Genomic DNA, 20,137 nt, shown 5'->3' with positions numbered 1-20,137 from the left:
AAGCGATCTTGTCGGAACTCTAGTGACGAACATTGCCTAAAATCCTGAAAGCTTTGTATGCTAATACTATGGCTTATTTGCAGTAGACGCATGTGGAATCCTTACATCCCGAGTTACAGGCAATTAGTTATCAGCTAGAGCAACAGCTTTTAGGTAAGCCGCAAGTGGTGCGTTTGGCTTTAAGTTGTCTACTGGCTAAGGGGCACTTGTTAATTGAAGATTTGCCCGGAGCAGGTAAAACCAGCCTCGCAAAGTGGTTGGCCAGTAGTTTTGGTTTGAGTTTTCAACGGATCCAATTTACCAGCGATTTGTTGCCGGCCGATATCATTGGAGTATCGGTATTTGAGCCATCGACTCAACAATTCAGTTTTCATCCGGGGCCTATTTTCCATCATTTAGTGCTGGCCGATGAACTCAATCGTGCCAGTCCAAGAACCCAAAGCGCTTTGTTAGAAGCAATGGAAGAGCAACAGGTGAGTACCGATGGCAACAGCTATCCACTGGCTTCACCATTTTTTGTGATCGCCACTCAAAATCCACGCGAACAGCTCGGCACTTTTGATCTACCTGAATCGCAGTTGGATCGCTTTGCAATGCGCCTCAGTATTGGCTATCCCGACCTTGGGTCTGAAATGGCGATGCTGAAACGGGATCAAAATGCCACACCAGCCCTATCGTCGCTGACTATTGAGCAATTATTAGCCCTGCAACATGAGGTTCAATGGCTGCATTGTAGTGATGCCTTGCTCGATTATTTATTACGCTTAATTCACTTTAGTCGGCAATTGGAAGGCGCTCATCCTTTGTCTCCTCGCTGCAGTTTAACCCTGTTAGCTTGCGCCAAAGCTTGGGCTTTTGTTCACCATAAGAAGCATGTTTCGCCAGATGATTTACAGGCGGTTTTTACAGCGGTTAGCGCACATCGTTTGGGACGCGGTGACAGTGGTGAAGCCTATGCTAAACATATTTTGGCAGAAGTTGATCCCTATCGCGATTTACCATCGGGAGAATAGCATTGCGGCTGACTGAGCGATTAAAGCATTGGCGAAAGCAGCGAGTGGAGGCGTGGTTGGCTCGGCGGATCCCAGCGGCGTCTTCGTTGACGCTCAATCGAAAGAACTTATTTATCTTGCCAACCGCCTTTGGTTGGTCTTTTTTATTGACCCTAATGACCTTACTCACGATTGGGACCAACTACCAAAATAACCTTATTCTGGCTCTGAGTTTGTGGCTGTTGGCGTTGTGGTTACTGTGTTTAATCCTCTGCCATCAGAATTTGTCAGGGAGCCTGCTGCAGTTACGTTATACCGCTGAAGGTCAATGTGACCAGCCGTTACGTTTGTTGTTAGCCTTGGATAAAACCGCCGATAAAAGAGCCCTCGCAGTCGTGGGGCAATTAAGCGCTTGGCAGGGGCCTCAGGCGAGTGAGTATAGCGCTGGGTGCTTGGCGATTGATATTACCGTGAGTCAACGTGGTCATTGGCCCTTGCCTCGAATTGATATTTCGAGTGTTTATCCTTTAGGTCTATTTCGATGTTGGACACGGGTTGATTTTAACGCCACGATCACAGCTTATCCGGTACCTCTTGCGGGGTTTCCTTGTCCTGTGGCTGAGTTGGCCGGAGAGCATGATGTTGAACAACTGAGCACAGGTCCACAACCGAACGAGTTTTCTGGCTTAAAGGCTTATCGCAGTGGTGAGCGTAAAAGCTTGTTAGCCTGGAAGCAATTTGCCGCAGGTAGAGGGCTACAAAGTAAGGAATTTAGTGATAATCCGGCACTCGAGTTGCAGCTGACCGATCGCGCTTTAGTTCATTTACCCTATGAGCAGTCCTTATCGGTCCTGGTCTTCTGGGTTCGTCAACTAAATCAGCAGCAACAAGCTTTTAGTTTACAGTTGGCGCAGCGGCGGCTTGCCAGCGCTAGTGGTAACGAACACTTACAAGCTGCTCTGCGGATGCTAGCGGGGGCTGAGGTGCCTTGATGAACACTTTAGGTGCTCGCAGTATTCATTTATCTCTGGTCTGTTACTTGGCCAGCGCCTTGATATTAATGCCACATCTGCCTTGGTTGCTCGTATTGGTGGGAGGCGCTTGTGGTTGGTGGCGCTTACGAGTGGTACAAGGTTTAGCTAGCCTCCCCAAACCCAGGTGGGTGAAGTTGATCCTGTTATTGATGGTATTGCTGACGTTATGGTTAAGTTACTCGATGGATTTGTTCGACAAGTTAGTGAATGTGGTGATGCTCGGTTATAGTTTGAAATATATTGAGTTACATCAACGCAGAGACTTAGAAGTTTTTGTTCTTACTGGGTTTTTTTTAGCATCATTTTCGTTAGTGTTTTCCAGTCAGCCTCTCGCGGCAGTGTTGGCGCTGTTGGTTTGCTTCATCCATTTGTTGCTTTTACTCAGTCTGGATGTTCGTTTATCGTTTAAACAGGGAAAAATGCTGGGGCTATGGTTGTTGGCAATGAGTCCCTTAGCGGTGGCGCTATTTGTATTGACACCGCGGCTTGCACCCTTATGGAAAATGCCTCGTCCCGACACTACTCAAACCGGTTTGTCCGAGGTGGTTCGACCGGGGGATATTAGTCAGTTAATTCGCTCTGACAAACTGGCATTTCGAGCCGAGTTTAGCCAAGCACAAATCAGCACATCGTTGTATTGGCGGGCTATGGTATTAGATCAATTCGATGGTGAACAATGGACCCGCAGTGCTTTAGCTAAACAAATTGTTGAGCCGCCCGACGCGCCGCTCACTACGCTCCCAAGCTACCAATTATTGTTGGAACCAGCGTCCAATAACTGGTTGGCAACTCTTCATCCAAGCGTGCTAAACGGCAGTGGCGCGCAGTTTCAAGCTGATGGTAGCTGGTTGCGAAGTGGTGATAGCTTTGCTCGACAGTTGCTGCGTTTTGGGCAACTTTCCGATGCCGAGTTACAGCCACTTCCGCAGGCTGAACAGCGTCGCCTAAGTACTTTACCGCAAGGGATCCCTGATGCTGTCAGCCGTTTAGCCTCGCAATTTAGCGCGCAAGCTACCGCTCAAAGCTCAGTTGTGCGCACCGAACAAGCGATTGCAGCGATGCAACAGTGGTTTTTAGCACAAGCTTTTGTTTATACCTTAAACCCGCCCGCGTATCCCGCTTGGTTAGGAGTCGAAGAATTTTTGCTTAGGCAGCAGCGTGGATTTTGTGTGCATTATGCGCAGAGTGCTGTGGTATTGGCACGTTTGATGGGGATCCCTGCGCGAATGGTTACTGGCTACTTAGGCGGGGAGTGGCAGCAACCGGGACTGCGAATATCGGTGCGTCATTATGATGCGCATGCTTGGGCAGAGTACTGGAATGGCCAGCGTTGGCTGCGGCTTGATCCTACCGCTTGGATTGCTCCGGATCGGCTTGAATTTAACTTGCAGCAGAGCCCGTCGACAGCAGCTCAGTGGCATAATATTCATAGTTGGGGACAACGTTTATGGTATAGCCAAGGTTTAAACCAATTAAGGTTGCTAATGGCACAAGCCGATTTTTGGTGGGCAACTTGGGTGCTCAATTTCGATCAAGCTCGCCAGTTGTCTCTATTTTCCCACTTATTAAAGCGTTTGCCGGGAAGTTCTTTGTGGATGTTAACGACTTCTTTATTGTTGCTTGGGATCTTGCTTAGTGCAGTGGCACTTGCCAAACCTTGGCGTTGGCGTTTACCACCGGCGGAGCTAAGGGCGCTACGTTGGCAGTTATACTTACTCGAACGACATGATATTCATCGTCGCTCAGGGGAGACCCTTGATCAGTTTGTGGCGCGTGTCGAGCTAGAATCGCCGAAACATCTTGCTGCCTTACGCCAAACGGTGCGAGCTTATCAGCAGCGTCGCTACCTTGAATAACGGTGAAACGCTTTATTGACGGCTTGCGATCAACATAGCTGGGAAAGATCTTTTTAAAAGTGTAATTCTTTTGATTTTTTGTTTGAACTAACCAGATTATTGTCTGTCTGGCTCGTAAAGTGTCCAGCGATTAGAGTGCAGTAAAGGGAGGATTAATGGATTGGGTTGAATGGTTTGGTTATTTGGCTTCGGTGGTCGTGGCAATATCGTTAACCATGAGCTCGTTGGTGAAGTTACGTTGTTTAAATATGTTCGGTGCAGCGCTGTTTTCCAGCTATGGTTTTGTGATTGGCGCAATGCCCGTAGCGCTCCTCAACTTGTTTATTGTGTTCGCCAATATTTATTACTTGTACGGTATTTTTCGTCGTGTTGACCAGTTTCATATGGTTGATGTCGGGGCGAACAGTCCATTGTTGGCATTTTGGATCAAACAGCATCAGGATGATATTGAGCGGTATTTTCCGCAGTTTAGTGAAGCCTCGGTTGCGGGGCAAGAATGTTATTTGTTGATGCGAAATTCTGAACCTGCCGGTATGTTAGTGGGTTTGCGGCAACAACAAGAGTTCGATATTAAGTTAGATTATGTGTTTCCGGCTTATCGAGATTTTAAAACAGGTGATTACCTTTATCATCGTTCCGAATTTTTTCAGCGTTTAGGAGTGACTAAAATAGTCAGTTACACGACAATTTCTAAACATCGGCAGTACTTAATCAAGATGGGATTTAGGCCTTATCGTCATCGTGATGATTTGTTTGTGTATCGCCTGAGTTAAGGGCGCTATTGGTAATTGCCTTGTTAAGCCCAGTAATTGCTTACTTTTAATCAACATATTAAGTTAAAATAGTGAGCGGTTTGAAACTATTCTAGTTAGGCGATGTTATTTCAGTCAATCTAAGTTGGACTCGCCTGAGCCGCTGACTACACTGAGTTCAATCATTAAAATAACAGCAGGCTTTACGATGTTAATCCAATATCCAGTGACTGATTTACACCGCCATCTCGACGGAAATATTCGCGCCGAAACTATTTTAGAGCTGGGTCGAAAGTTTAATGTAGCCTTACCAGCTAACCAATTAGCTGGATTGGTTCCACATGTGCAAATTACCAAACAAGAACCGAACTTAGTCGCCTTTTTGTCTAAGTTGGATTGGGGCGTTAAGGTACTTGGTGATTATGAAGCTTGCGCGCTGGTGGCCGAACAGAACGTAGAAGATTTGATGAAGGCGAAGATTGATTACGCCGAACTGCGTTTTAGTCCGGGTTATATGGCGATGAGTCACCAGTTGAAGCCCGAAGGTGTGGTAGAAGCGGTGATTGAAGGCGTTCGCCGTGGCATGCAAAAATATGATGTGCAGGTGAAGTTAATTGGCATTATGAGCCGCACTTTTGGTCAGCAGTTTTGTCGTGAAGAGTTGGCTGCCTGTATGGCCTTTCGTGAGCACATTGTTGCAGTTGATTTAGCGGGTGATGAGCTGGGCAAACCCGGCGGGTTATTTGTAGAACACTTCTCTCACGCTCGTGATGCTGGTTTTGCGATCACTGTGCACGCTGGTGAAGCTGCTGGGCCAGAGAGTGTTTGGCAGGCGATTCGCGAGTTAGGCGCGACGCGTATTGGTCATGGAGTGAAGATCATCGAAGATCCGAAGTTAATGGAATATGTGGCGAAGCATAAAATAGGCGTCGAGGCCTGTTTGTCATCAAATTTTCAAACCAATACCGTGGCTGACTTAAGCCAGCACCCTCTAAAAGCTTTTTTAGCGGCGGGTATTCGAGCTAGCCTGAATACTGACGATCCCGGAGTCTCGGCTATTGAGTTGTCTGATGAGTATCGGATTGCCCGAGAGATCTTAGGTTTTGCTGATGAGCAAATGGCACTGTTACAAAGTAATGGCTTAAAAATGGCTTTTGTGAGTGAGCAAGAGCGCAGAAGGCTGCGCGAGAAAGCAGCGAAACGTATAGCGTAAATCCTGTCAATGAACAGCGGTATTAGGCTGATGCGGCTTCTGCCGACTGTCATGCCTCAATTATCTGGTAGCGAAGCAAGCCGTGCTTGCTGTTATCAGGCCAAAGTTCTTGGTGTAGTGGATGATATAACATCAACCTGAATGATTAGATTTTAGAGAATGAGTTTTGCTACTTGATTTGCGTGTTGCAATCAGCTTGGCGATCTTCGCGGGTTCAGTGGCGTAACCATACATCGCGATTCTGTCGACTTCTGGATCGGAGCATAAGCTTAAATCTTTCACCCATGCGTCAATACTTACTGAGCTCATTAATAAGCTAAAAGCGGGGCAGGCTTGGTAGCCATTAGCCATTAGCCATAGCAATCGCTTCTAAACGAGACTTTTCTAGCAGGAGTCCGGGAAAAATGAATAGAAAACCAACTACGATCGACATTGCATATGCTTTTCCTGAAGGGTTTTCTTCCTCGTTTTAGGCAAATAAATTGCCACTTTTATGCATATCTGAGGCTAAAATCACGATGTTTTTTACGTCGAGTACTAGCCCGCCATATTGATTCACAAGACCGAAAGATGAAATGAGTCATTCTTGGGCTAAATCATGTCGGCCTAAGCTTCTCAATTTCTGGCTTATCTTGTTTTTTTCAACCCTCGGGATCTTTGTTGTGCGAGCCAAACAGAAATAAATTCTGGGCCATGTAAAACATACAAATCGACTTCTGCTCCCTCGCGAGCATTTACTTTTGAAGGCATTTGTTTCTAGTTCGTTTATTTCTGAGTGTCATGCACTGAAATTGCTCGTTGACCATGAAATTAATTCCATTTTGATTTCATCGCAATTGCAAATGCTGTTAATGATAAAGCAAGCATTAGCGAGAGGGCGGTTTTTGATACCCTTGGTGCGCTTCAAATCCGTCATTTAGTGGAAGGGGAAATGGATGACAGTAAGCAATTTATGTCGTGCCTGTTGTCTGATATGTAACATCAATGACTAAACGAGTCTTCATCTTCACTTGTGTAAATGTATAGATGAGGAGTCAGTTTTTGATGATTTAAATTGAAGCTGAGCGGCAGAAGTGGATTGGGTGATGATGGATTTTTAATTGAAAATAGAGCCAAGCTTTTTGCTGCTTGGCTGTCAAATATTTGAGATTTGTTTAAGCGGGTTCGTGTTCTGGTTTGGTGTTCAGAACCGCCAGTAGTCTTTGCCCATGCTCCAATACTTCAACGCCTAAATCGGTAAGATACCCGCCATCGGGGAGCGTGGTTAGCCCCTTGTCAAATAGGCTTTGGGCGGCTGCAACTAACTCTGAAGGGGCGTCTTGGTGAACTTTAATGCCAGTTTGCAGGCTGCTGCTATCAAACTGTAATAACAAATTAAGTTCGGCGATATTGGTCGTCGCAAATTTCATAGGGTGTTCCTTTATTATTGTGTTGTTCTCACCATAAAAAGACTGTTCGCAGCGCGCAAGCGAAGTGGCGCAGAAGTGATAACTAACGCAGTGTTTTTCTCGATAGCTTTCTCATCGGTCGATAACTTAGCGCAATTTTGTTCAATAAAACGTTGAGGCGATCCTCTATGTTAGCGTGACGCATTGAATGGGGAGGAACGAGATGAGTGTGTTTGTATCGATGTTTTTGTTTGCCTTGATTGGGGCGATAACGCCGGGACCGGTTAATATTATCGCGACGGGTGCCGGGGTAAATTTTGGTTTTCGTCGCGCACTACCGCATGTGCTTGGTGCCAGTTTAAGTTACAGTGGTGTGGTGCTGCTGGCAGGGCTTGGTTTGAATAGCCTCAGCTTGGTGATGCCATTGTTGACCCCCATATTGCAATATCTTGCGGCGGCATATTTATTGTACATGGCCTTGCGCATTGGCGCTGCGCCAGTGAGTCAAACAGCGCAACTCAGCTTAGCAATGCCTCCAAAATTGCTGGAGGGGGTTTTGGTTCAAGGCCTCAATCCTAAAGCCTGGCTGGTGGCTATGTCTGGTGTAAGTTTGTTTGTATCGAGCCAGCAGCCAGCATTTTATTACTTGTTGGTTTTTTGTCTGGTTTCTTTTATCGTGTGTTTATTTGGGGTGGGTGCTTGGGCTGCGCTTGGCACCTTAATTTCCTCCTTTTTAGCGACTCCGCGGCGGATGCGCGGCTTTAATTTGTTGATGGCAAGCTTATTGGTGTTATCGGTGTGTTCTTGGTTTTGGTAATTCTGCTTACTGGTCTAATCGACTTGCAGAGGGAGGGGGAATGGCGTCAAGCGAGAAAGTGATGTTGAAACGCAGTATTGGTTTACCTAGCGTGGAATTGCGTCAGGCTTACCAGTCGCGGGCTTGCTACCACCGTCACTCTCATGATGAGTTTTCTTTTGGTGTGATTGACGCTGGAGAGGCGAACTACCAGAACTTGCGTCAGCTGCATCGTATTCAGCAAGGGCAGGTCGTCACGATTAATCCTGGCGATGTTCATTCTTGCAACCCAAAACAAGGTGCTTGGTCCTTCCGGATGTTGTTTGTAGATAGTCGGTGGGTCGGTCAACTACAAGCTGAAATGTTGGCCAAACCGGCAACTGACTACCATGCCTTTGGCCAGGATTATTTGAGTTGCGGGGCCAGTTATCGAGCTATTTCGCAGTTGTTTAATCGTATTGCCGAGGAGCAGGCGCTTTTATTACAAGAAGAGTTGCTGATCGGTTTTTTTGAGCAGCAATTTAGTGCTAAACAGGGTTTACGTTCTGATGTTGAGCGCTTAGCGCTACCTCAGCTGGCAAGGGTGCAACAGTGTATTCAAGATCAGTTGGCGGAGACTGTTAGTTTAAGTGAATTAGCCGATGTCGCAGGTTTAAGCCGCTACCATTTGGTTAGAAGCTTTAAGCGAGTTTATGGCTTATCACCACATGCTTTTCAATTGAATCAACGGATCAATCAAGCCAAAGCCTTACTACGCACCGGTAACAGTATAGCCGATACCGCCTTACAGCTCGGTTTCGCCGATCAAAGTCATTTTCAACGTAACTTTAAGAAACGGCTGGCCTTAACTCCTAAGCAGTATCAGGGATTTTTTGTTTAGGCTTAAACTTAGTGTCAACAAATGCTGAACACGCAGTTTACCAAGGCAGCTTTTGCCCATCCCAAGACCAGAATTGACCACTATCACAGGCTTTGAGTTGGTGTAGTATTGCCAATAGATAGTTGGCGCTTTGCCCTGGCGTAAACAATTGTGCTGCGGGTACATTGTTTTGATAAGGCTGGGATAGCGGGGTATCGGTGGTGCCGGGATGCAGTGCTGCAACACAGCAATTTGGATGGCTGCGCCGCCATTCGATACTAATGCTTTTCAGCGCCATATTTTGTGCCGCCTTGGCACAACGGTAGCTATACCAGCCGCCGATACGATTATCTTCAATGGAAGCTAATTTAGCTGAAATACTCGCGAATATCGCTGTTTTGCTTTGTTTGAGTAACTTAGCGCTATGTTTTGCCAACAAGATGCAGGGCAGTGCGTTGATATGCATGTTGAGCATAAAGGCTTCACTGTGACATTCAGCGAGACTTTTTTCTGGTCTAAGTGCTGAATTGTGTAGTAGACCCGCGCTATTAATTAGCCAATCGAGTTGTTTCATGTCGGCAAACAGCTTTGAGATATCATTTTCTTTGCGGATATCTAGTTGTGTCCAATGGAGTTTTGGATGTTGGTAGTTGGCAGGGTGTGAATGCCAAGTGGCGCTAATGCGAGTAAAACGAAGGTCTTGGCACAGCTGTTTGACTAATGCCAAACCAATACCGCCTGAGCCGCCGATGACCAGAGCATGCATATACAATCGCTAGTGTTTGGTGAGTTATGGCATTAATACGTATTACTGAACGATAAAGTTCACCGATCGAAAAGGAAGGGCAGAGCTGGTGCAGCGATGATGAATTCGCTCATCATCGCTTGGGTAATCTTAGAAAGACTTGAGTGCTCTAGAAAGAATAGTTGTATTGCATCGAGTAATAAGCTGCGTTGGAGCGGGTGTGGCCAACGACTTGACCAAGCCCTGGAATACTACTGTTTTCTTTGACTTCAACATCTTCCCCTCGAACCAAGGCTAAACCGAAGTCGATGCTACTATGACGGCTGAGGTAGTAGGTAGCGCCAGCGGTATACCAGTTACGGTCGGAATCAGGGATGGATAAGGAACTTAACTCATCGACCACGCCTTGATCATACATGTAACCCGCGCGGGCGGTCCATTTGCTGTTGATCTGATAGGTGGCTCCCAGGCTAAATAGCCATGAGTTTTTCCATTGGTAGCTTTTTACGGTTTGCTCGGCTTGAGAGCCAGTAACGGTAATGTGATCAAAATCACTCCAGCTGGTATGTTGCGCGGTATAGTGAACCGCCCACTGTGGGTTTAATTCATGGTAGCCGGCAATTTGCAAGATATTGGGCAGTGGAATATGGATTTCATCGTAACTTTGACCGCCATAATTAACTTTTCCTTCAGCGACAAACTCGGGGCTGATCCGATAGCTCATGCCTAAGCGGTTTTTATCATTGAACTCATAAGTTGCGCCGACAATACCGCCAATCGCCCATCCATCGGCTTCGACATCAACTAAAGTGCTTTGCACTGTGCTGCCACCAATCACTTCACCCGTTCGGTTGAGGGTGCCTTCACCGTAAATCAAGTCAAGGCCTGCACCCACACTTAGTTGTTGATTCACTCGATAAGATAGGCTGGTATTAAAGTTCATGGTGACAATTTCGGTTTTACCGAATAAATCAACCGGAGTCACTGCTGCGCCACTGTTGTTGAGTGCACTAATATCGGTGCCGGTACCAAAATTACTAAAGGCGGCTACCCCAATCGCTAAACGTTCATTGATCGGATGGATGTAATAGGCATTGGGAATGACTTTATCTTCTGCAGCGTCGCGCTCACTGCCATAGTTGATGGGACCATAGTTCACGTCTTTAATCGTGACATCAATATCGGCATAGGTGAGGCCCAGTGACAAGGCTGGGCTATCAAACATGGCCATTGAAGCAGGGTTACGCGATAATACGGAGGCGTTATCGGCGATCACCGCATCACCGGAAAATGCACGACCAATCCCTGTCGCAGATTGGCTGTTGAGTTGAAAGCCTGCCGCCAGACTGTGGGCACTGATTAATGAAGCACTAATAGACATTAGGCCTAATATACGTTTATTCATTGAGAAATGGTCTCTAAGTAGGAGCTTTTGCCGATGGTTAGCGCAGCTTTTATATTATTGATTGGAATTTGCTGGCGCATCTTAGGCAAGTCAAGGCTTTGCTACAACTCCGACCAGATGGAATATTATGAGCTTATCCAGCACCACGGCATTGTTTATTCTAAAGTTGGTTGCTTTTAATGGTTTTTTTAGTGAATTATTTTTCTGTCCTACTTTTTTTAGGGACTTGTTCGAGGCAGGGGCGGGTCCTTGTGATAATGCTAGCTAGCTCCCATTGTTTCATTCTGAGTTTAATTTGCAGACTAAAGTACATTTAGTCGTTGATTTTAAGGGTTGCTATTTAGCCTCGTGGCTCATTACATGAGTTTTGTTTGCTTGAATCGATAATTATTAATAGGAGAGAATTCAGTATGTTTCAGGGGATCCATCACATTGCGATTATTTGTTCTGACTATAGCCGCTCTAAACAGTTTTACAGTGAAATTTTGGGCTTGACGATTGTGGCTGAGCATTATCGAGCCGAGCGTCATTCTTACAAACTCGATTTAGCCTTGGCTGACGGTCGTCAAATTGAGTTGTTTTCCTTTGTTGGTGCGCCATTACGCCCAAGTTACCCAGAGGCGCAAGGCCTGCGACATCTGGCTTTTTCGGTGGAAAATATTGATCAGGCGATTGGCCATTTGGCTCAGCACCAAATCGCAGTTGAACCTGTTCGAGTCGACCCCTATACCCAAAAACGTTTTAGTTTTTTTCATGATCCTGACGGTTTACCTTTGGAGTTGTACGAGCAATAAGCTGTCGAGATAATTCAGGTCTGGGTTCTTAGTCGAACAATGGGCGAATCGCTTAAGCGGCTGATCAATTTGGTGAGTCGCTACGTAGTACAGCTTGAGTATAATAATCGCGAAAGGGATCCCATGGCCACCCATTTGGTTTGGTTTAGAAACGATTTACGAATTAAAGATAATCAAGCGCTGAGCACTGCGATTGCCGAGGGCGGGGATGTGTTAGCCATTTATATTGGCTGCCCTGAGCAATGGCAGGCGCATGCAATGGCACCAATTCAAGCCGATTTAATTGGGCGACGTTTGCAAGTTTTGCAAAGAGAGCTCGCGGCTTTAAATATCCCACTGGTGTTACGAGAATGTCCGCATTTTAGCGATGTTCCACAATGTTTGACTGAGCTGTGTCAGCAATATCAAATAGTTGCTGCGCACAGTCATTACCAATATGAGCTGAATGAGCAGCGCCGTGACCAAGCATGCCAGCAGCAATTGTTAGCCGTCAATGTTCGATGGTGTCAGTATCATGGCGAGTGTGGTATTGCGCCTGGTTCACTGAAAACTCAAGCGGGTAATTTCTTTAAAGTGTTTACGCCGTTTCGCAAAGCCTGGTTGGCTCACTTGAGTGAAAGCGAGCTGAGCCCACTACGCAGCCCAACTGCGCTGGTTAGTCGTCGCTTGAGTACAGGCATTAGACATTTGCTGGCTCACTCAGCAGCAATCCCTGACATTAATTATCCGCGAGTAGATAGCAGTGCCTGGGCAGTGGATGATGAGGCGATCATTACTCAGCTGAGACAATTTAGCGCGAGTCAAGCAACTACTTATAAACAGCTGCGTGATTTTCCAGCTGAGCCTGCCACCAGTAAATTATCCGCTTATTTGGCCTTAGGAATGTTAAGTCCAAGACAATGTCTGGCTCGTTTATTATTAGACCATCCCCACTGTTTAGTTGAATCTGAGGGGGGCGCATTTTGCTGGTTAAGTGAGATTATTTGGCGTGAATTTTACCGCCACTTACTGGCTGCAAATCCACGTTTATCGATGTCTCATGCCTTTATCGGTTGGACCGAGGCGATCCCCTGGCATGAGAATCAAGACTTGCTAAAGGCTTGGCAGCAGGGACAAACGGGTTATCCGATTGTTGATGCAGCGATGCGCCAGTTAAATCAGACCGGTTGGATGCACAATCGTTTGCGGATGATCGTGGCGAGTTTTTTAAGTAAAGATCTGCTGCTCAATTGGCGGCTGGGTGAGCGTTGGTTTATGCAGCATTTAATTGATGGCGACTTCGCGTCGAATAATGGCGGTTGGCAATGGGCGGCGTCTACGGGTACCGATGCTCAACCCTATTTTCGTATTTTTAATCCGACCACTCAGGGCCAACGTTTCGATCCAGAAGGTAAATTTGTTCGCCAATGGGTACCTGAGCTAGCGGATATTCCTGGTAAGTATGTGCATCAACCCCATGCTTGGGCGAATAAAAATAAGCGGTATATTGATTACCCCTTACCCGTAGTGAACCATGCCGAACAGCGTCAATTAATTTTAGGTTACTTCGAACAGGCTAAAAATTTCGCTTGACCCTCCTGTTATGGGAGGGTTAACACTATACTCATCACGAGGTTAATTTAGGGCGTTGATGATGAGTGCTTCACTGGTGTTTCCTTTACAGGGTTTACGCTGTGCTGGATGTGTACGAAAAGTTGAAGGGATCTTAGCCGAGCAAGCTGGGGTAGAAGAGGGCAGTGTTAATTTAGCCTTGAATCAGGTGCGGATCCGCTCAGCACAAATTTCGGTGCTACCAGCGCTGCGTCAAGCCTTGAGTGCCCAAGGTTTTGAGATCCCCTTCGAGCATCATATCTGGCAGATTACTGGTCTTAATTGTGCAAGTTGTGTGACGAAGTTAGAAAGCGCACTTTATCAACTGCCAGGGGTTGATAAAGTGAGTGTTAACTTAGCCTTAAATCAACTGAGCATCGACATACTGCCTGAGGCTCAGCATCTGAGTGCGGTGAAACAAGCCATCATTGACTGCGGTTTTGCGGTTCAGCAAGCGCAAAATGAAGTGCAAGGGCATGTTCAGCAAGCTGTTATTCCTTGGCGCTTATTGTTTAGTTTGTTGTTATCACTACCCTTATTACTTCCAATGTTGCTTTCTTCCCTCACTTTAGCGCCCTTATGGCAGTGGTTACTGGCCACGCCAGTGCAGTTTTATATTGCCTTGCCTTTTTATCGCGGTGCCTGGTTAGCCATAAAGCGCGGTAGTAGTTCAATGGATACCTTAGTGGTGATGGGAACCAGCACCGCCTATGGGTACAGTGTTTATCTGTGGCAAAGTGGTCAAACGGGGCATCTATATTTTGAAGCGGCCGCAGTGATTATTAGCCTTATTTTACTCGGTAAATACCTGGAGCAACGGGCCAAATACCAAGCGGCTAGCAATATTGCCGAGTTAGTTAATTTAAGCCCCCAGCAAGCGCTGCGTTTAAATGAGCAAGGCATTGCTGAACAAGTATCGGTTGAAAGCTTAAAGGTGGCAGATATCATCTTGGTGAAGCCGGGAGAAGTTTTAGCCGCCGATGGCGATGTACTGTGGGGCAGCAGTGAAGTGTCGGAAGCGGTGATTACCGGAGAAAGCCTACCCTTGAAGAAGCAAGTGGGAGATCGAGTACTGGCTGGTAGCATCAACGGCTCGGGTTTACTCAAGGTCACTGTGAGTGCTGAAAACCGCGATAGCACCTTGAGTAAAATTATTCAATTGGTAAGTGAAGCACAATCGGGTAAGGCTCCGATCCAAAGCTTAGTCGACAAAATCAGCCATTATTTTGTGCCTGCTATCCTATTGGTTGCGCTCACAACTTTGTTGGTTTGGAGTCTTCTTGGCCAGCCCGCTCAAGGGTTGTTAGCGGCGGTCTCGGTGCTGGTGATAGCCTGTCCTTGTGCTTTAGGTTTAGCTACGCCAACTGCGTTGGTGGCTGGCACTGGGCGGGGAGCGAAACTAGGGATCTTATATCGAAACATTCAGGCCTTAGAGCTGAGTCATAAAGTGGAGCAGGTATTGCTCGATAAAACCGGTACCTTGAGTGAAGGTCAGCCTAAATTAGTGAACAGCCATAATTTCAGTGAACTGGCCGACAGTGATTTACTGCGCTTATGCGCCAGTGCACAGCAAGGGAGTCAACATCCCTTAGCGGCGGCGATGATCGCGGCAGCTGACTCGCAACAGCTATTCGCATTAGATTATTTTAATAGTTATCCGGGACTTGGCATCGAAGCGCAGTTGCTACAACTGCCTCAAGGTGAGCAGCTTGAGGATCGGCTTTATCTCGGAAATCAGCGCTTCATTGAACAGCAAGGTATAGTACTTGGCCAGGCTCAGTTAGATATAGCTGAACAATGTTTGCAACGAGGCCTCACGGTGGTATATGTGGCGAATCAGCAGCGACTACTTGCTGCTCTGGCTTTTGCTGATGTACCACGTCCTAGTGCCAAGTTAGCGGTTGCAATGTTAAAACGGCTTAAGCTTAAAGTCAGCATGTTGAGTGGTGATGCCTCACAGGTGAGTCGGAGTTTAGCCAGTGATTTGGGAATTGATGACTGGCACGCGGAGCTACTGCCCGAACAAAAGTTAGCGCAGATTAAACAACGACAGGCTCAGCAGGCGACCGTGATGATGGTGGGGGATGGCGTGAATGATGCGCCGGCACTGGCGCAAGCAGATGTTGGTATAGCCATGGGTGGCGGTAGTGATATCGCGCTAAATTCGGCAGATGTGGTGTTAATGCGTGATGATCCCTTGTTGATTGTTCAGGCTATTGCCTTGGCCAGACAAACCTGGCGGATCTTAAAACAAAATTTGTTTTGGGCTTTTATCTATAATTTACTTGGCGTACCGATTGCCGCCATGGGCTGGCTTAATCCGGCATTTGCGGGCGGCGCTATGGCCTTAAGCTCGGTGTGTGTGGTCGGCAATGCTTTACGGCTTAAGTATTGGCATGCCCCTCAAGGAGAGACAGATGTATAAGATTGGTGAAGTGGCTAAGCTCACGGGATTGTCGGTGAAAACAATACGTTACTATCATGATATTGGCTTGGTCGAGGCGCTTAAAGGCGACAATGGCTATCGTTATTATCAGCCTGTACAACTTGGTCATTTGCAATTTCTTGGGAATTGCCGAGAACTTGGTTTTAGCCTGCCGCAAAGTAAACAGCTGCTTTCTCTATATGGTGATCAGCAACGTCATGCTGCGGAGGTGAAAACTATCGCCATGCAACATCTTAAAGAGGTGGAACAGCGGATTCAGCAATTACAGCAGTTGCGATCGAGTCTTACAGCGATGGTCGATTGTTGCCATGGTGGAGAGCGGCCAGAGTGCCCTATTTTGGAAGGCTTGGCTGGTGCGAGTCGCTTGCAGCATTTAGCTACGTCGTAGACGCACCACTTTCATGATCTCAAAATCAAATCCGCCACGACTTTGCGTACTCGGATAATAACTTAGATTGACTCTCGCCCCGACTAAGTTTTTATATCGTTGTTTGCGCTTGTAGATAAAGGGCACATCGTAATTGCTGATCATCAGGGTATGTAAGATCCAGTCTCCTTCTTCGCGCTGCACATGCGAACTTACTTGCAAATGCTCGGAGTGGATCAGTGCTGGGCGCTTTTTTAGAAGAGAGTCGGGATCTTTATTCATCATGAAGACCTAGCCGTACACACACAAATAGGCGGTTTCGCAAGGTACCTTCAATTGAAACTTTGCATTGCCGGGCACATTAAATTGTTGACCGTCTTTGAAGCTTCGCCATTCCTGTTCTCCGGGGAGTTTGACGATCAATTCACCCGATACAACCACCATTAACTCTGCTTCGGCGGTGCCAAATTCGTATTCACCCACAGCCATCACGCCGACTGAACTAGGCTTTTCTTTCCCTGCAAAGCCAATAGATTTCACTTGCCCGTTAAAGTACTCGTTACTCTTTAACATTAAAGATCCTTGTTTGAATTGATTGTACAAAATAGCAGGCTAGCATAATGTGAACTAATTTGGATCGTCCTAAGAGTTAGTTGAACAATGAATGAACAGAATTTGAATCCCTGTGAGCCTTTTGATAAGGCGATGTTAGTCAAAATAGCCCGGCATAAAATGCCCTTTGGCAAATATGCTGGGAGAGAGATTATCATGCTCCCCGAAGAATATTTATTATGGTTTCTCAATAAAGATGGTTTTCCAGAAGGTGAGCTGGGTCAGTTGATGGCCTTTGCATTAGAAATAAAAATAGCCGGCTTAGAGAAGGTGATTTGGCCACTGTTAGAGAGAGGAGTCGATTAACTTTCGTCTATACCTGGTTGTTTTTTGCTCATCTCTTTGCTAGCGTATTAAATCTAAGTACTCTTATTATGCATTTAATCAAAATTAAGCCGTAACTAGTTGATTAAAAGATGCACTGATTGAGTATTTAGTAGAGAATGTAATGCGCTGTAGCAATGCTTGTTGATATGTCAAAGGTTTTAGCCTGTCTATTTTAGGTGTGGTTAACTTTTTGTCGCTGGCTTGCCTAGCTAATACGTTAATTTGCACATGATATATGAGAGGACGATAATGTCAGGTCAGGTATTATCAGGAACCGTGAAATGGTTCAACGACGAAAAAGGTTTTGGTTTTATTGCTCAAGAGAAAGGTCCGGACGTTTTTGTTCACTTTCGCGCGATCAATGGTAACGGTCGTCGTAGTTTGGCTGAAGGTCAAGCGGTGACTTTTGAAGTGGTACAAGGTCAAAAAGGCCCTCAAGCTGAAAATGTAACTGCCATTTAAATCGTACAGTTAAGATTTTTAGTCAAAACGCTATCTTTCAGATGGCGTTTTTTTTTCTTTACAGTTCGTTTGATTAAGGAATAGTTCAAGAGTTGTCAGATAGTTAGCCACTTTGTTAGGGTAGGACTTTGGTAATTAGCAGATTTTTAGCTTTTTTAGCTTTTGATCAGGCATAAGAATATTACTTAAATTGGTTTGACATGGAGTGAGTTAGACTATGATGCAAGAATCTTCTTTAGTACCGGAACAGCAGGTCATCGTCGATCAGTTTTGGCGTTACTCCCTACAAGTTTATGCTGCGCCTGAGGTAAAAAGCCTGTGTTTGTCCTTACAAAATAAATATCAATGCAATGTTAATTTGCTACTTTGGTTAGGATTTTGTAAGCAGCAGCGATGGATGGTCAATCTTGATTACTTACAACGAAACATTGACGATAGCGAACAAAAGCTGAAGCAATTTCGGGATTACCGCAGCGTAGTGAAGCCCTTGATTAGCCAACGTCAATATGATCTGTTATTACAGCATGAATTAAAATTGGAGCAACGTCAGCAGCAAAAGTTGGTGATTAGCCAACAACGCTATCCTGGTGGTCAGCCAGCTGAGCAGGCTTTATCTGCGTACCTTGAACAGGTAGAGCTGAGTCCAGAGGAATATATACAGCGAGTTGCGCTCGCCCTTGGCTAGTCTCACTCGGTTTGGTGCTGATAAAGGGTTTGATATAGGCCCTGTTGTTGGATCAGTTGTTGGTGTTCGCCTACTTGGCTAATTTGCCCATCATCCAACACATAAATTAGATCGGCCTGTTTGATAGCGCTTAAACGGTGAGCAATAATCAAGGTGCTACGATTATCTAAAAATCCTTGTAAATTATGGTGAACCTTCGCTTCGGTCTCGGTATCTAGGGCCGATGTTGCTTCGTCTAGAATCACCACCGCAGGTTTTGCTAAAATCATTCTGGCAATCGCTAAACGTTGCTTTTGTCCTCCAGATAAACGTACACCGCTGCGCCCTACGATCGTATCCAATTGCTCAGGTAGTTTTTTGGTGGTGGTCTTCAGTTCTGCGAGCGCTAGGGCCTGCCATAATTCGCGGTCGCTATGTTGTTGCCCCATATTGAGATTTTCTCTAACGCTGGCATTAAATAAGATCGGTTGCTGTAATACTGTGGCGATATTGCTACGGACCGTGGCATAACCAACGGATTCAATAGGGTGACCTGCAAAATAAATTTGGCCGCTGTCTTTTTGGTAGAGACCTAACAGTAAGTTGACCAAGGTTGATTTTCCGCCTCCACTTACCGATACGATGGCCACTTTTTTCCCTGCGGGGAGCTGAATATTAATGTTTTTTAATACAGGGCTTTCGGCCGTGTAACTGAAACAAAGATCTTCAAAACGAATGTCGGGCGCTTGCGATTGGCTAAAGGGATTTACTTGACAGGGGTAACGAGGTTCTTGCTTTAACTCAAATATTTGGTTGAGTCTTGCCATCGCTGCATTGGCACTAAAGTAACTGTATTGAATATTGAGTATTTCTTGAACGGGGCCCATCATAAACCAAAGGTAGCCGAATACAGCGAAGATTTGGCCAACCGTTAAACCGGAAAATATCACCATCAGCATGGCTACGGCGCGAAACACTTCAAAACCAATTAAGAAAACAGTAAAGCTTAAACGATTAACCGCATCGGTCTTCCAATGCGAGGCGATAGCATGATCTTTGAGTTGGCTGGCTGCGGTGACCACCCGTGAGAAGTAATGGTCTTCGCGCTGGCTTGCGCGTAATTGTTGAATGCTGTCTAGGGTTTCAATCAAGGCTAATTGAAAAGCCTCAAAGGCTGCGTTTTCTTGTTTTTTAAGTTCTTTAACATGCTTGCCAAAAGATCGAGAAAAATAGATGACTGCTGGGTTAAGCAGCAGAATAATCAGCCCTAGCTGCCAATCTATCCAAAGTAAAATTGCCGCAGTACCGATGATCGTGAGCACCGCCACTAAAAACTTTGACAGGCTTTCACTAATAAATTTATCCAAGGTTTCCACATCGGTGATGCAACGGGCGCTGATCCCACCGGATCCTTGAGTTTCATATTCTCGGAGCTGAACTTTGGGTAGGTGTTCGACTAAACGTTGACGGATTAAAAAACTGATCTGTTTGCCGATGAAAGTAAATTGTCTAGATTGTAGTACTCCAACAATTAAAGATAGTAGTCGCAGGCTAATCACTAGGGCCAAAATCGTTAGAATGTAACCACTGGGTTTGTGCCAAACTTCGGGAAGCAGTGTTTGCATTATCGCAACGGCGGTTCCCGGTTGCTTAAGTAGCACTTCATCAACCAGTAGCGGCATCATTAACGGGATTGGTACGCTGACCAAGGTCGCGATGATGGCAATCAAGTGAGCATAAGCGAGCGGCCGTTTGTATTGGAAAATTTGTTGGCGAATGCTTGCCCAAGTAAAAGTCGGAGAGACTGAGGCTGAATCCATAGTTTAAATAAGAAT

General features: G+C 46.0%; 20 protein-coding genes. 14 read left to right on the top strand and 6 right to left on the bottom strand.

Annotation, left to right across the window (positions count from 1 at the left end; all coding sequences use genetic code 11):
- Window positions 1-92: 92 nt before the first annotated feature.
- The 5 genes from ACRRSY_RS17315 to add all read left to right on the top strand — a co-directional run bounded on the left by ACRRSY_RS17315 (window position 93) and on the right by add (window position 5,847).
- Window positions 93-1,013, top strand: coding sequence for an AAA family ATPase (locus ACRRSY_RS17315; protein WP_432463709.1), 921 nt, complete (start codon window positions 93-95; stop codon window positions 1,011-1,013).
- 2 nt (window positions 1,014-1,015) lie between these two features.
- Entirely contained in the window at window positions 1,016-1,984 is a 969-nt protein-coding gene (locus ACRRSY_RS17310) for a hypothetical protein (RefSeq protein ID WP_432452013.1), read from the top strand.
- The gene (locus ACRRSY_RS17305) at window positions 1,984-3,882 is read left to right on the top strand and encodes a transglutaminase TgpA family protein (RefSeq protein WP_432463708.1); all 1,899 of its coding nucleotides are present in this window, start codon (window positions 1,984-1,986) and stop codon (window positions 3,880-3,882) included. Before ACRRSY_RS17310 ends, ACRRSY_RS17305 begins: the two co-directional genes overlap by 1 nt.
- A 155-nt stretch (window positions 3,883-4,037) precedes the next feature.
- Window positions 4,038-4,655 carry a hypothetical protein gene (locus tag ACRRSY_RS17300; RefSeq protein WP_432463706.1) on the top strand — a complete coding sequence of 206 codons (618 nt, stop codon included), beginning with the start codon at window positions 4,038-4,040 and terminating at the stop codon, window positions 4,653-4,655.
- Window positions 4,656-4,842: 187 nt separating this feature from the next.
- Entirely contained in the window at window positions 4,843-5,847 is a 1,005-nt protein-coding gene (gene add, locus ACRRSY_RS17295) for an adenosine deaminase (RefSeq protein WP_432463705.1), read from the top strand.
- A 1,154-nt stretch (window positions 5,848-7,001) separates the two neighbouring features.
- Here the strand turns inward: add and ACRRSY_RS17290 are convergent.
- Entirely contained in the window at window positions 7,002-7,256 is a 255-nt protein-coding gene (locus ACRRSY_RS17290; RefSeq protein ID WP_432452019.1) for a TIGR02647 family protein, read from the bottom strand.
- A 202-nt stretch (window positions 7,257-7,458) separates the two neighbouring features.
- Between ACRRSY_RS17290 and ACRRSY_RS17285 the strand changes: the two genes are divergently transcribed.
- Together ACRRSY_RS17285 and ACRRSY_RS17280 are read left to right on the top strand one after the other, a co-directional pair.
- Complete coding sequence (locus ACRRSY_RS17285) at window positions 7,459-8,052, top strand: LysE family translocator (RefSeq protein ID WP_432459960.1); 594 nt, start codon at window positions 7,459-7,461, stop codon at window positions 8,050-8,052.
- 40 nt (window positions 8,053-8,092) lie between these two features.
- A complete protein-coding gene (locus ACRRSY_RS17280; RefSeq protein WP_432463704.1) occupies window positions 8,093-8,911 on the top strand; it encodes an AraC family transcriptional regulator in 819 nt (272 codons plus the stop codon).
- A gap of 37 nt (window positions 8,912-8,948) precedes the next feature.
- On the opposite strand, the gene ACRRSY_RS17275 is transcribed toward ACRRSY_RS17280, so the two are convergent.
- Together ACRRSY_RS17275 and ACRRSY_RS17270 are read right to left on the bottom strand one after the other, a co-directional pair.
- Window positions 8,949-9,656 (bottom strand): SDR family NAD(P)-dependent oxidoreductase, encoded by a 708-nt coding sequence (locus ACRRSY_RS17275; RefSeq protein ID WP_432459958.1) that lies wholly within the window; start codon window positions 9,654-9,656, stop codon window positions 8,949-8,951.
- A 148-nt stretch (window positions 9,657-9,804) separates the two neighbouring features.
- Entirely contained in the window at window positions 9,805-11,040 is a 1,236-nt protein-coding gene (locus ACRRSY_RS17270; protein WP_432463703.1) for an OmpP1/FadL family transporter, read from the bottom strand.
- A 410-nt stretch (window positions 11,041-11,450) separates the two neighbouring features.
- Here ACRRSY_RS17270 and gloA2 point away from each other — a divergent pair, with 410 nt between their 5' ends.
- From gloA2 to ACRRSY_RS17250, 4 genes are all read left to right on the top strand, one after another.
- Complete coding sequence (gene gloA2, locus ACRRSY_RS17265) at window positions 11,451-11,834, top strand: SMU1112c/YaeR family gloxylase I-like metalloprotein (protein ID WP_432452024.1); 384 nt, start codon at window positions 11,451-11,453, stop codon at window positions 11,832-11,834.
- A gap of 123 nt (window positions 11,835-11,957) precedes the next feature.
- Entirely contained in the window at window positions 11,958-13,406 is a 1,449-nt protein-coding gene (phrB, locus tag ACRRSY_RS17260; RefSeq protein WP_432463702.1) for a deoxyribodipyrimidine photo-lyase, read from the top strand.
- A gap of 58 nt (window positions 13,407-13,464) precedes the next feature.
- Window positions 13,465-15,849, top strand: a complete 2,385-nt coding sequence (locus ACRRSY_RS17255) for a heavy metal translocating P-type ATPase (protein WP_439033331.1) — start codon at window positions 13,465-13,467, stop codon at window positions 15,847-15,849.
- Window positions 15,842-16,258 carry a MerR family DNA-binding protein gene (locus ACRRSY_RS17250; protein ID WP_432452027.1) on the top strand — a complete coding sequence of 139 codons (417 nt, stop codon included), beginning with the start codon at window positions 15,842-15,844 and terminating at the stop codon, window positions 16,256-16,258. The genes ACRRSY_RS17255 and ACRRSY_RS17250 overlap by 8 nt, the downstream gene beginning before the upstream one ends.
- On the opposite strand, the gene ACRRSY_RS17245 is transcribed toward ACRRSY_RS17250, so the two are convergent.
- Window positions 16,244-16,519, bottom strand: coding sequence for a hypothetical protein (locus tag ACRRSY_RS17245; protein ID WP_432456149.1), 276 nt, complete (start codon window positions 16,517-16,519; stop codon window positions 16,244-16,246). The two genes, ACRRSY_RS17250 and ACRRSY_RS17245, sit on opposite strands and share 15 nt — an antisense overlap.
- Window positions 16,520-16,528: 9 nt before the next feature.
- Window positions 16,529-16,810 (bottom strand): pyrimidine/purine nucleoside phosphorylase, encoded by a 282-nt coding sequence (locus ACRRSY_RS17240; protein WP_432452028.1) that lies wholly within the window; start codon window positions 16,808-16,810, stop codon window positions 16,529-16,531.
- An 87-nt stretch (window positions 16,811-16,897) separates the two neighbouring features.
- Here ACRRSY_RS17240 and ACRRSY_RS17235 point away from each other — a divergent pair, with 87 nt between their 5' ends.
- The 3 genes from ACRRSY_RS17235 to ACRRSY_RS17225 all read left to right on the top strand — a co-directional run bounded on the left by ACRRSY_RS17235 (window position 16,898) and on the right by ACRRSY_RS17225 (window position 18,323).
- Window positions 16,898-17,155: a DUF3820 family protein gene (locus ACRRSY_RS17235; RefSeq protein WP_432452029.1), complete on the top strand. Its 258-nt coding sequence runs from the start codon at window positions 16,898-16,900 to the stop codon at window positions 17,153-17,155.
- A 270-nt stretch (window positions 17,156-17,425) separates the two neighbouring features.
- The gene (locus ACRRSY_RS17230) at window positions 17,426-17,638 is read left to right on the top strand and encodes a cold-shock protein (RefSeq protein ID WP_432452030.1); all 213 of its coding nucleotides are present in this window, start codon (window positions 17,426-17,428) and stop codon (window positions 17,636-17,638) included.
- Between the two features lie 217 nt (window positions 17,639-17,855).
- Window positions 17,856-18,323, top strand: coding sequence for a TIGR02444 family protein (locus tag ACRRSY_RS17225; RefSeq protein ID WP_432459953.1), 468 nt, complete (start codon window positions 17,856-17,858; stop codon window positions 18,321-18,323).
- 2 nt (window positions 18,324-18,325) lie between these two features.
- Here ACRRSY_RS17225 and ACRRSY_RS17220 read toward each other — a convergent pair whose 3' ends face one another.
- Window positions 18,326-20,122: an ABC transporter ATP-binding protein gene (locus ACRRSY_RS17220; RefSeq protein ID WP_432452032.1), complete on the bottom strand. Its 1,797-nt coding sequence runs from the start codon at window positions 20,120-20,122 to the stop codon at window positions 18,326-18,328.
- Between the last annotated feature and the right edge of the window lie 15 nt (window positions 20,123-20,137).

The organism is Agarivorans sp. QJM3NY_33 (assembly GCF_050870865.2).
GTDB lineage: Bacteria > Pseudomonadota > Gammaproteobacteria > Enterobacterales > Celerinatantimonadaceae > Agarivorans.
Note: the sequence above shows the minus strand (reverse complement) of the source record. Positions and strands in the feature narration are given on the sequence as shown.

Bases quoted from the DNA above. Each gene is read 5' to 3' on its own strand.
- ACRRSY_RS17240 (WP_432452028.1), bottom strand. From the start codon at position 16,810: ATGTTAAAGAGTAACGAGTACTTTAACGGGCAAGTGAAATCTATTGGC.
- add (WP_432463705.1), top strand. From the start codon at position 4,843: ATGTTAATCCAATATCCAGTGACTGATTTACACCGCCATCTCGACGGA.
- ACRRSY_RS17220 (WP_432452032.1), bottom strand. From the start codon at position 20,122: ATGGATTCAGCCTCAGTCTCTCCGACTTTTACTTGGGCAAGCATTCGC.
- ACRRSY_RS17305 (WP_432463708.1), top strand. From the start codon at position 1,984: ATGAACACTTTAGGTGCTCGCAGTATTCATTTATCTCTGGTCTGTTAC.
- ACRRSY_RS17285 (WP_432459960.1), top strand. From the start codon at position 7,459: ATGAGTGTGTTTGTATCGATGTTTTTGTTTGCCTTGATTGGGGCGATA.
- gloA2 (WP_432452024.1), top strand. From the start codon at position 11,451: ATGTTTCAGGGGATCCATCACATTGCGATTATTTGTTCTGACTATAGC.
- ACRRSY_RS17230 (WP_432452030.1), top strand. From the start codon at position 17,426: ATGTCAGGTCAGGTATTATCAGGAACCGTGAAATGGTTCAACGACGAA.
- ACRRSY_RS17280 (WP_432463704.1), top strand. From the start codon at position 8,093: ATGGCGTCAAGCGAGAAAGTGATGTTGAAACGCAGTATTGGTTTACCT.
- phrB (WP_432463702.1), top strand. From the start codon at position 11,958: ATGGCCACCCATTTGGTTTGGTTTAGAAACGATTTACGAATTAAAGAT.
- ACRRSY_RS17255 (WP_439033331.1), top strand. From the start codon at position 13,465: ATGATGAGTGCTTCACTGGTGTTTCCTTTACAGGGTTTACGCTGTGCT.
- ACRRSY_RS17270 (WP_432463703.1), bottom strand. From the start codon at position 11,040: ATGAATAAACGTATATTAGGCCTAATGTCTATTAGTGCTTCATTAATC.
- ACRRSY_RS17235 (WP_432452029.1), top strand. From the start codon at position 16,898: ATGAATGAACAGAATTTGAATCCCTGTGAGCCTTTTGATAAGGCGATG.
- ACRRSY_RS17290 (WP_432452019.1), bottom strand. From the start codon at position 7,256: ATGAAATTTGCGACGACCAATATCGCCGAACTTAATTTGTTATTACAG.
- ACRRSY_RS17275 (WP_432459958.1), bottom strand. From the start codon at position 9,656: ATGCATGCTCTGGTCATCGGCGGCTCAGGCGGTATTGGTTTGGCATTA.
- ACRRSY_RS17300 (WP_432463706.1), top strand. From the start codon at position 4,038: ATGGATTGGGTTGAATGGTTTGGTTATTTGGCTTCGGTGGTCGTGGCA.
- ACRRSY_RS17250 (WP_432452027.1), top strand. From the start codon at position 15,842: ATGTATAAGATTGGTGAAGTGGCTAAGCTCACGGGATTGTCGGTGAAA.
- ACRRSY_RS17245 (WP_432456149.1), bottom strand. From the start codon at position 16,519: ATGAATAAAGATCCCGACTCTCTTCTAAAAAAGCGCCCAGCACTGATC.
- ACRRSY_RS17225 (WP_432459953.1), top strand. From the start codon at position 17,856: ATGATGCAAGAATCTTCTTTAGTACCGGAACAGCAGGTCATCGTCGAT.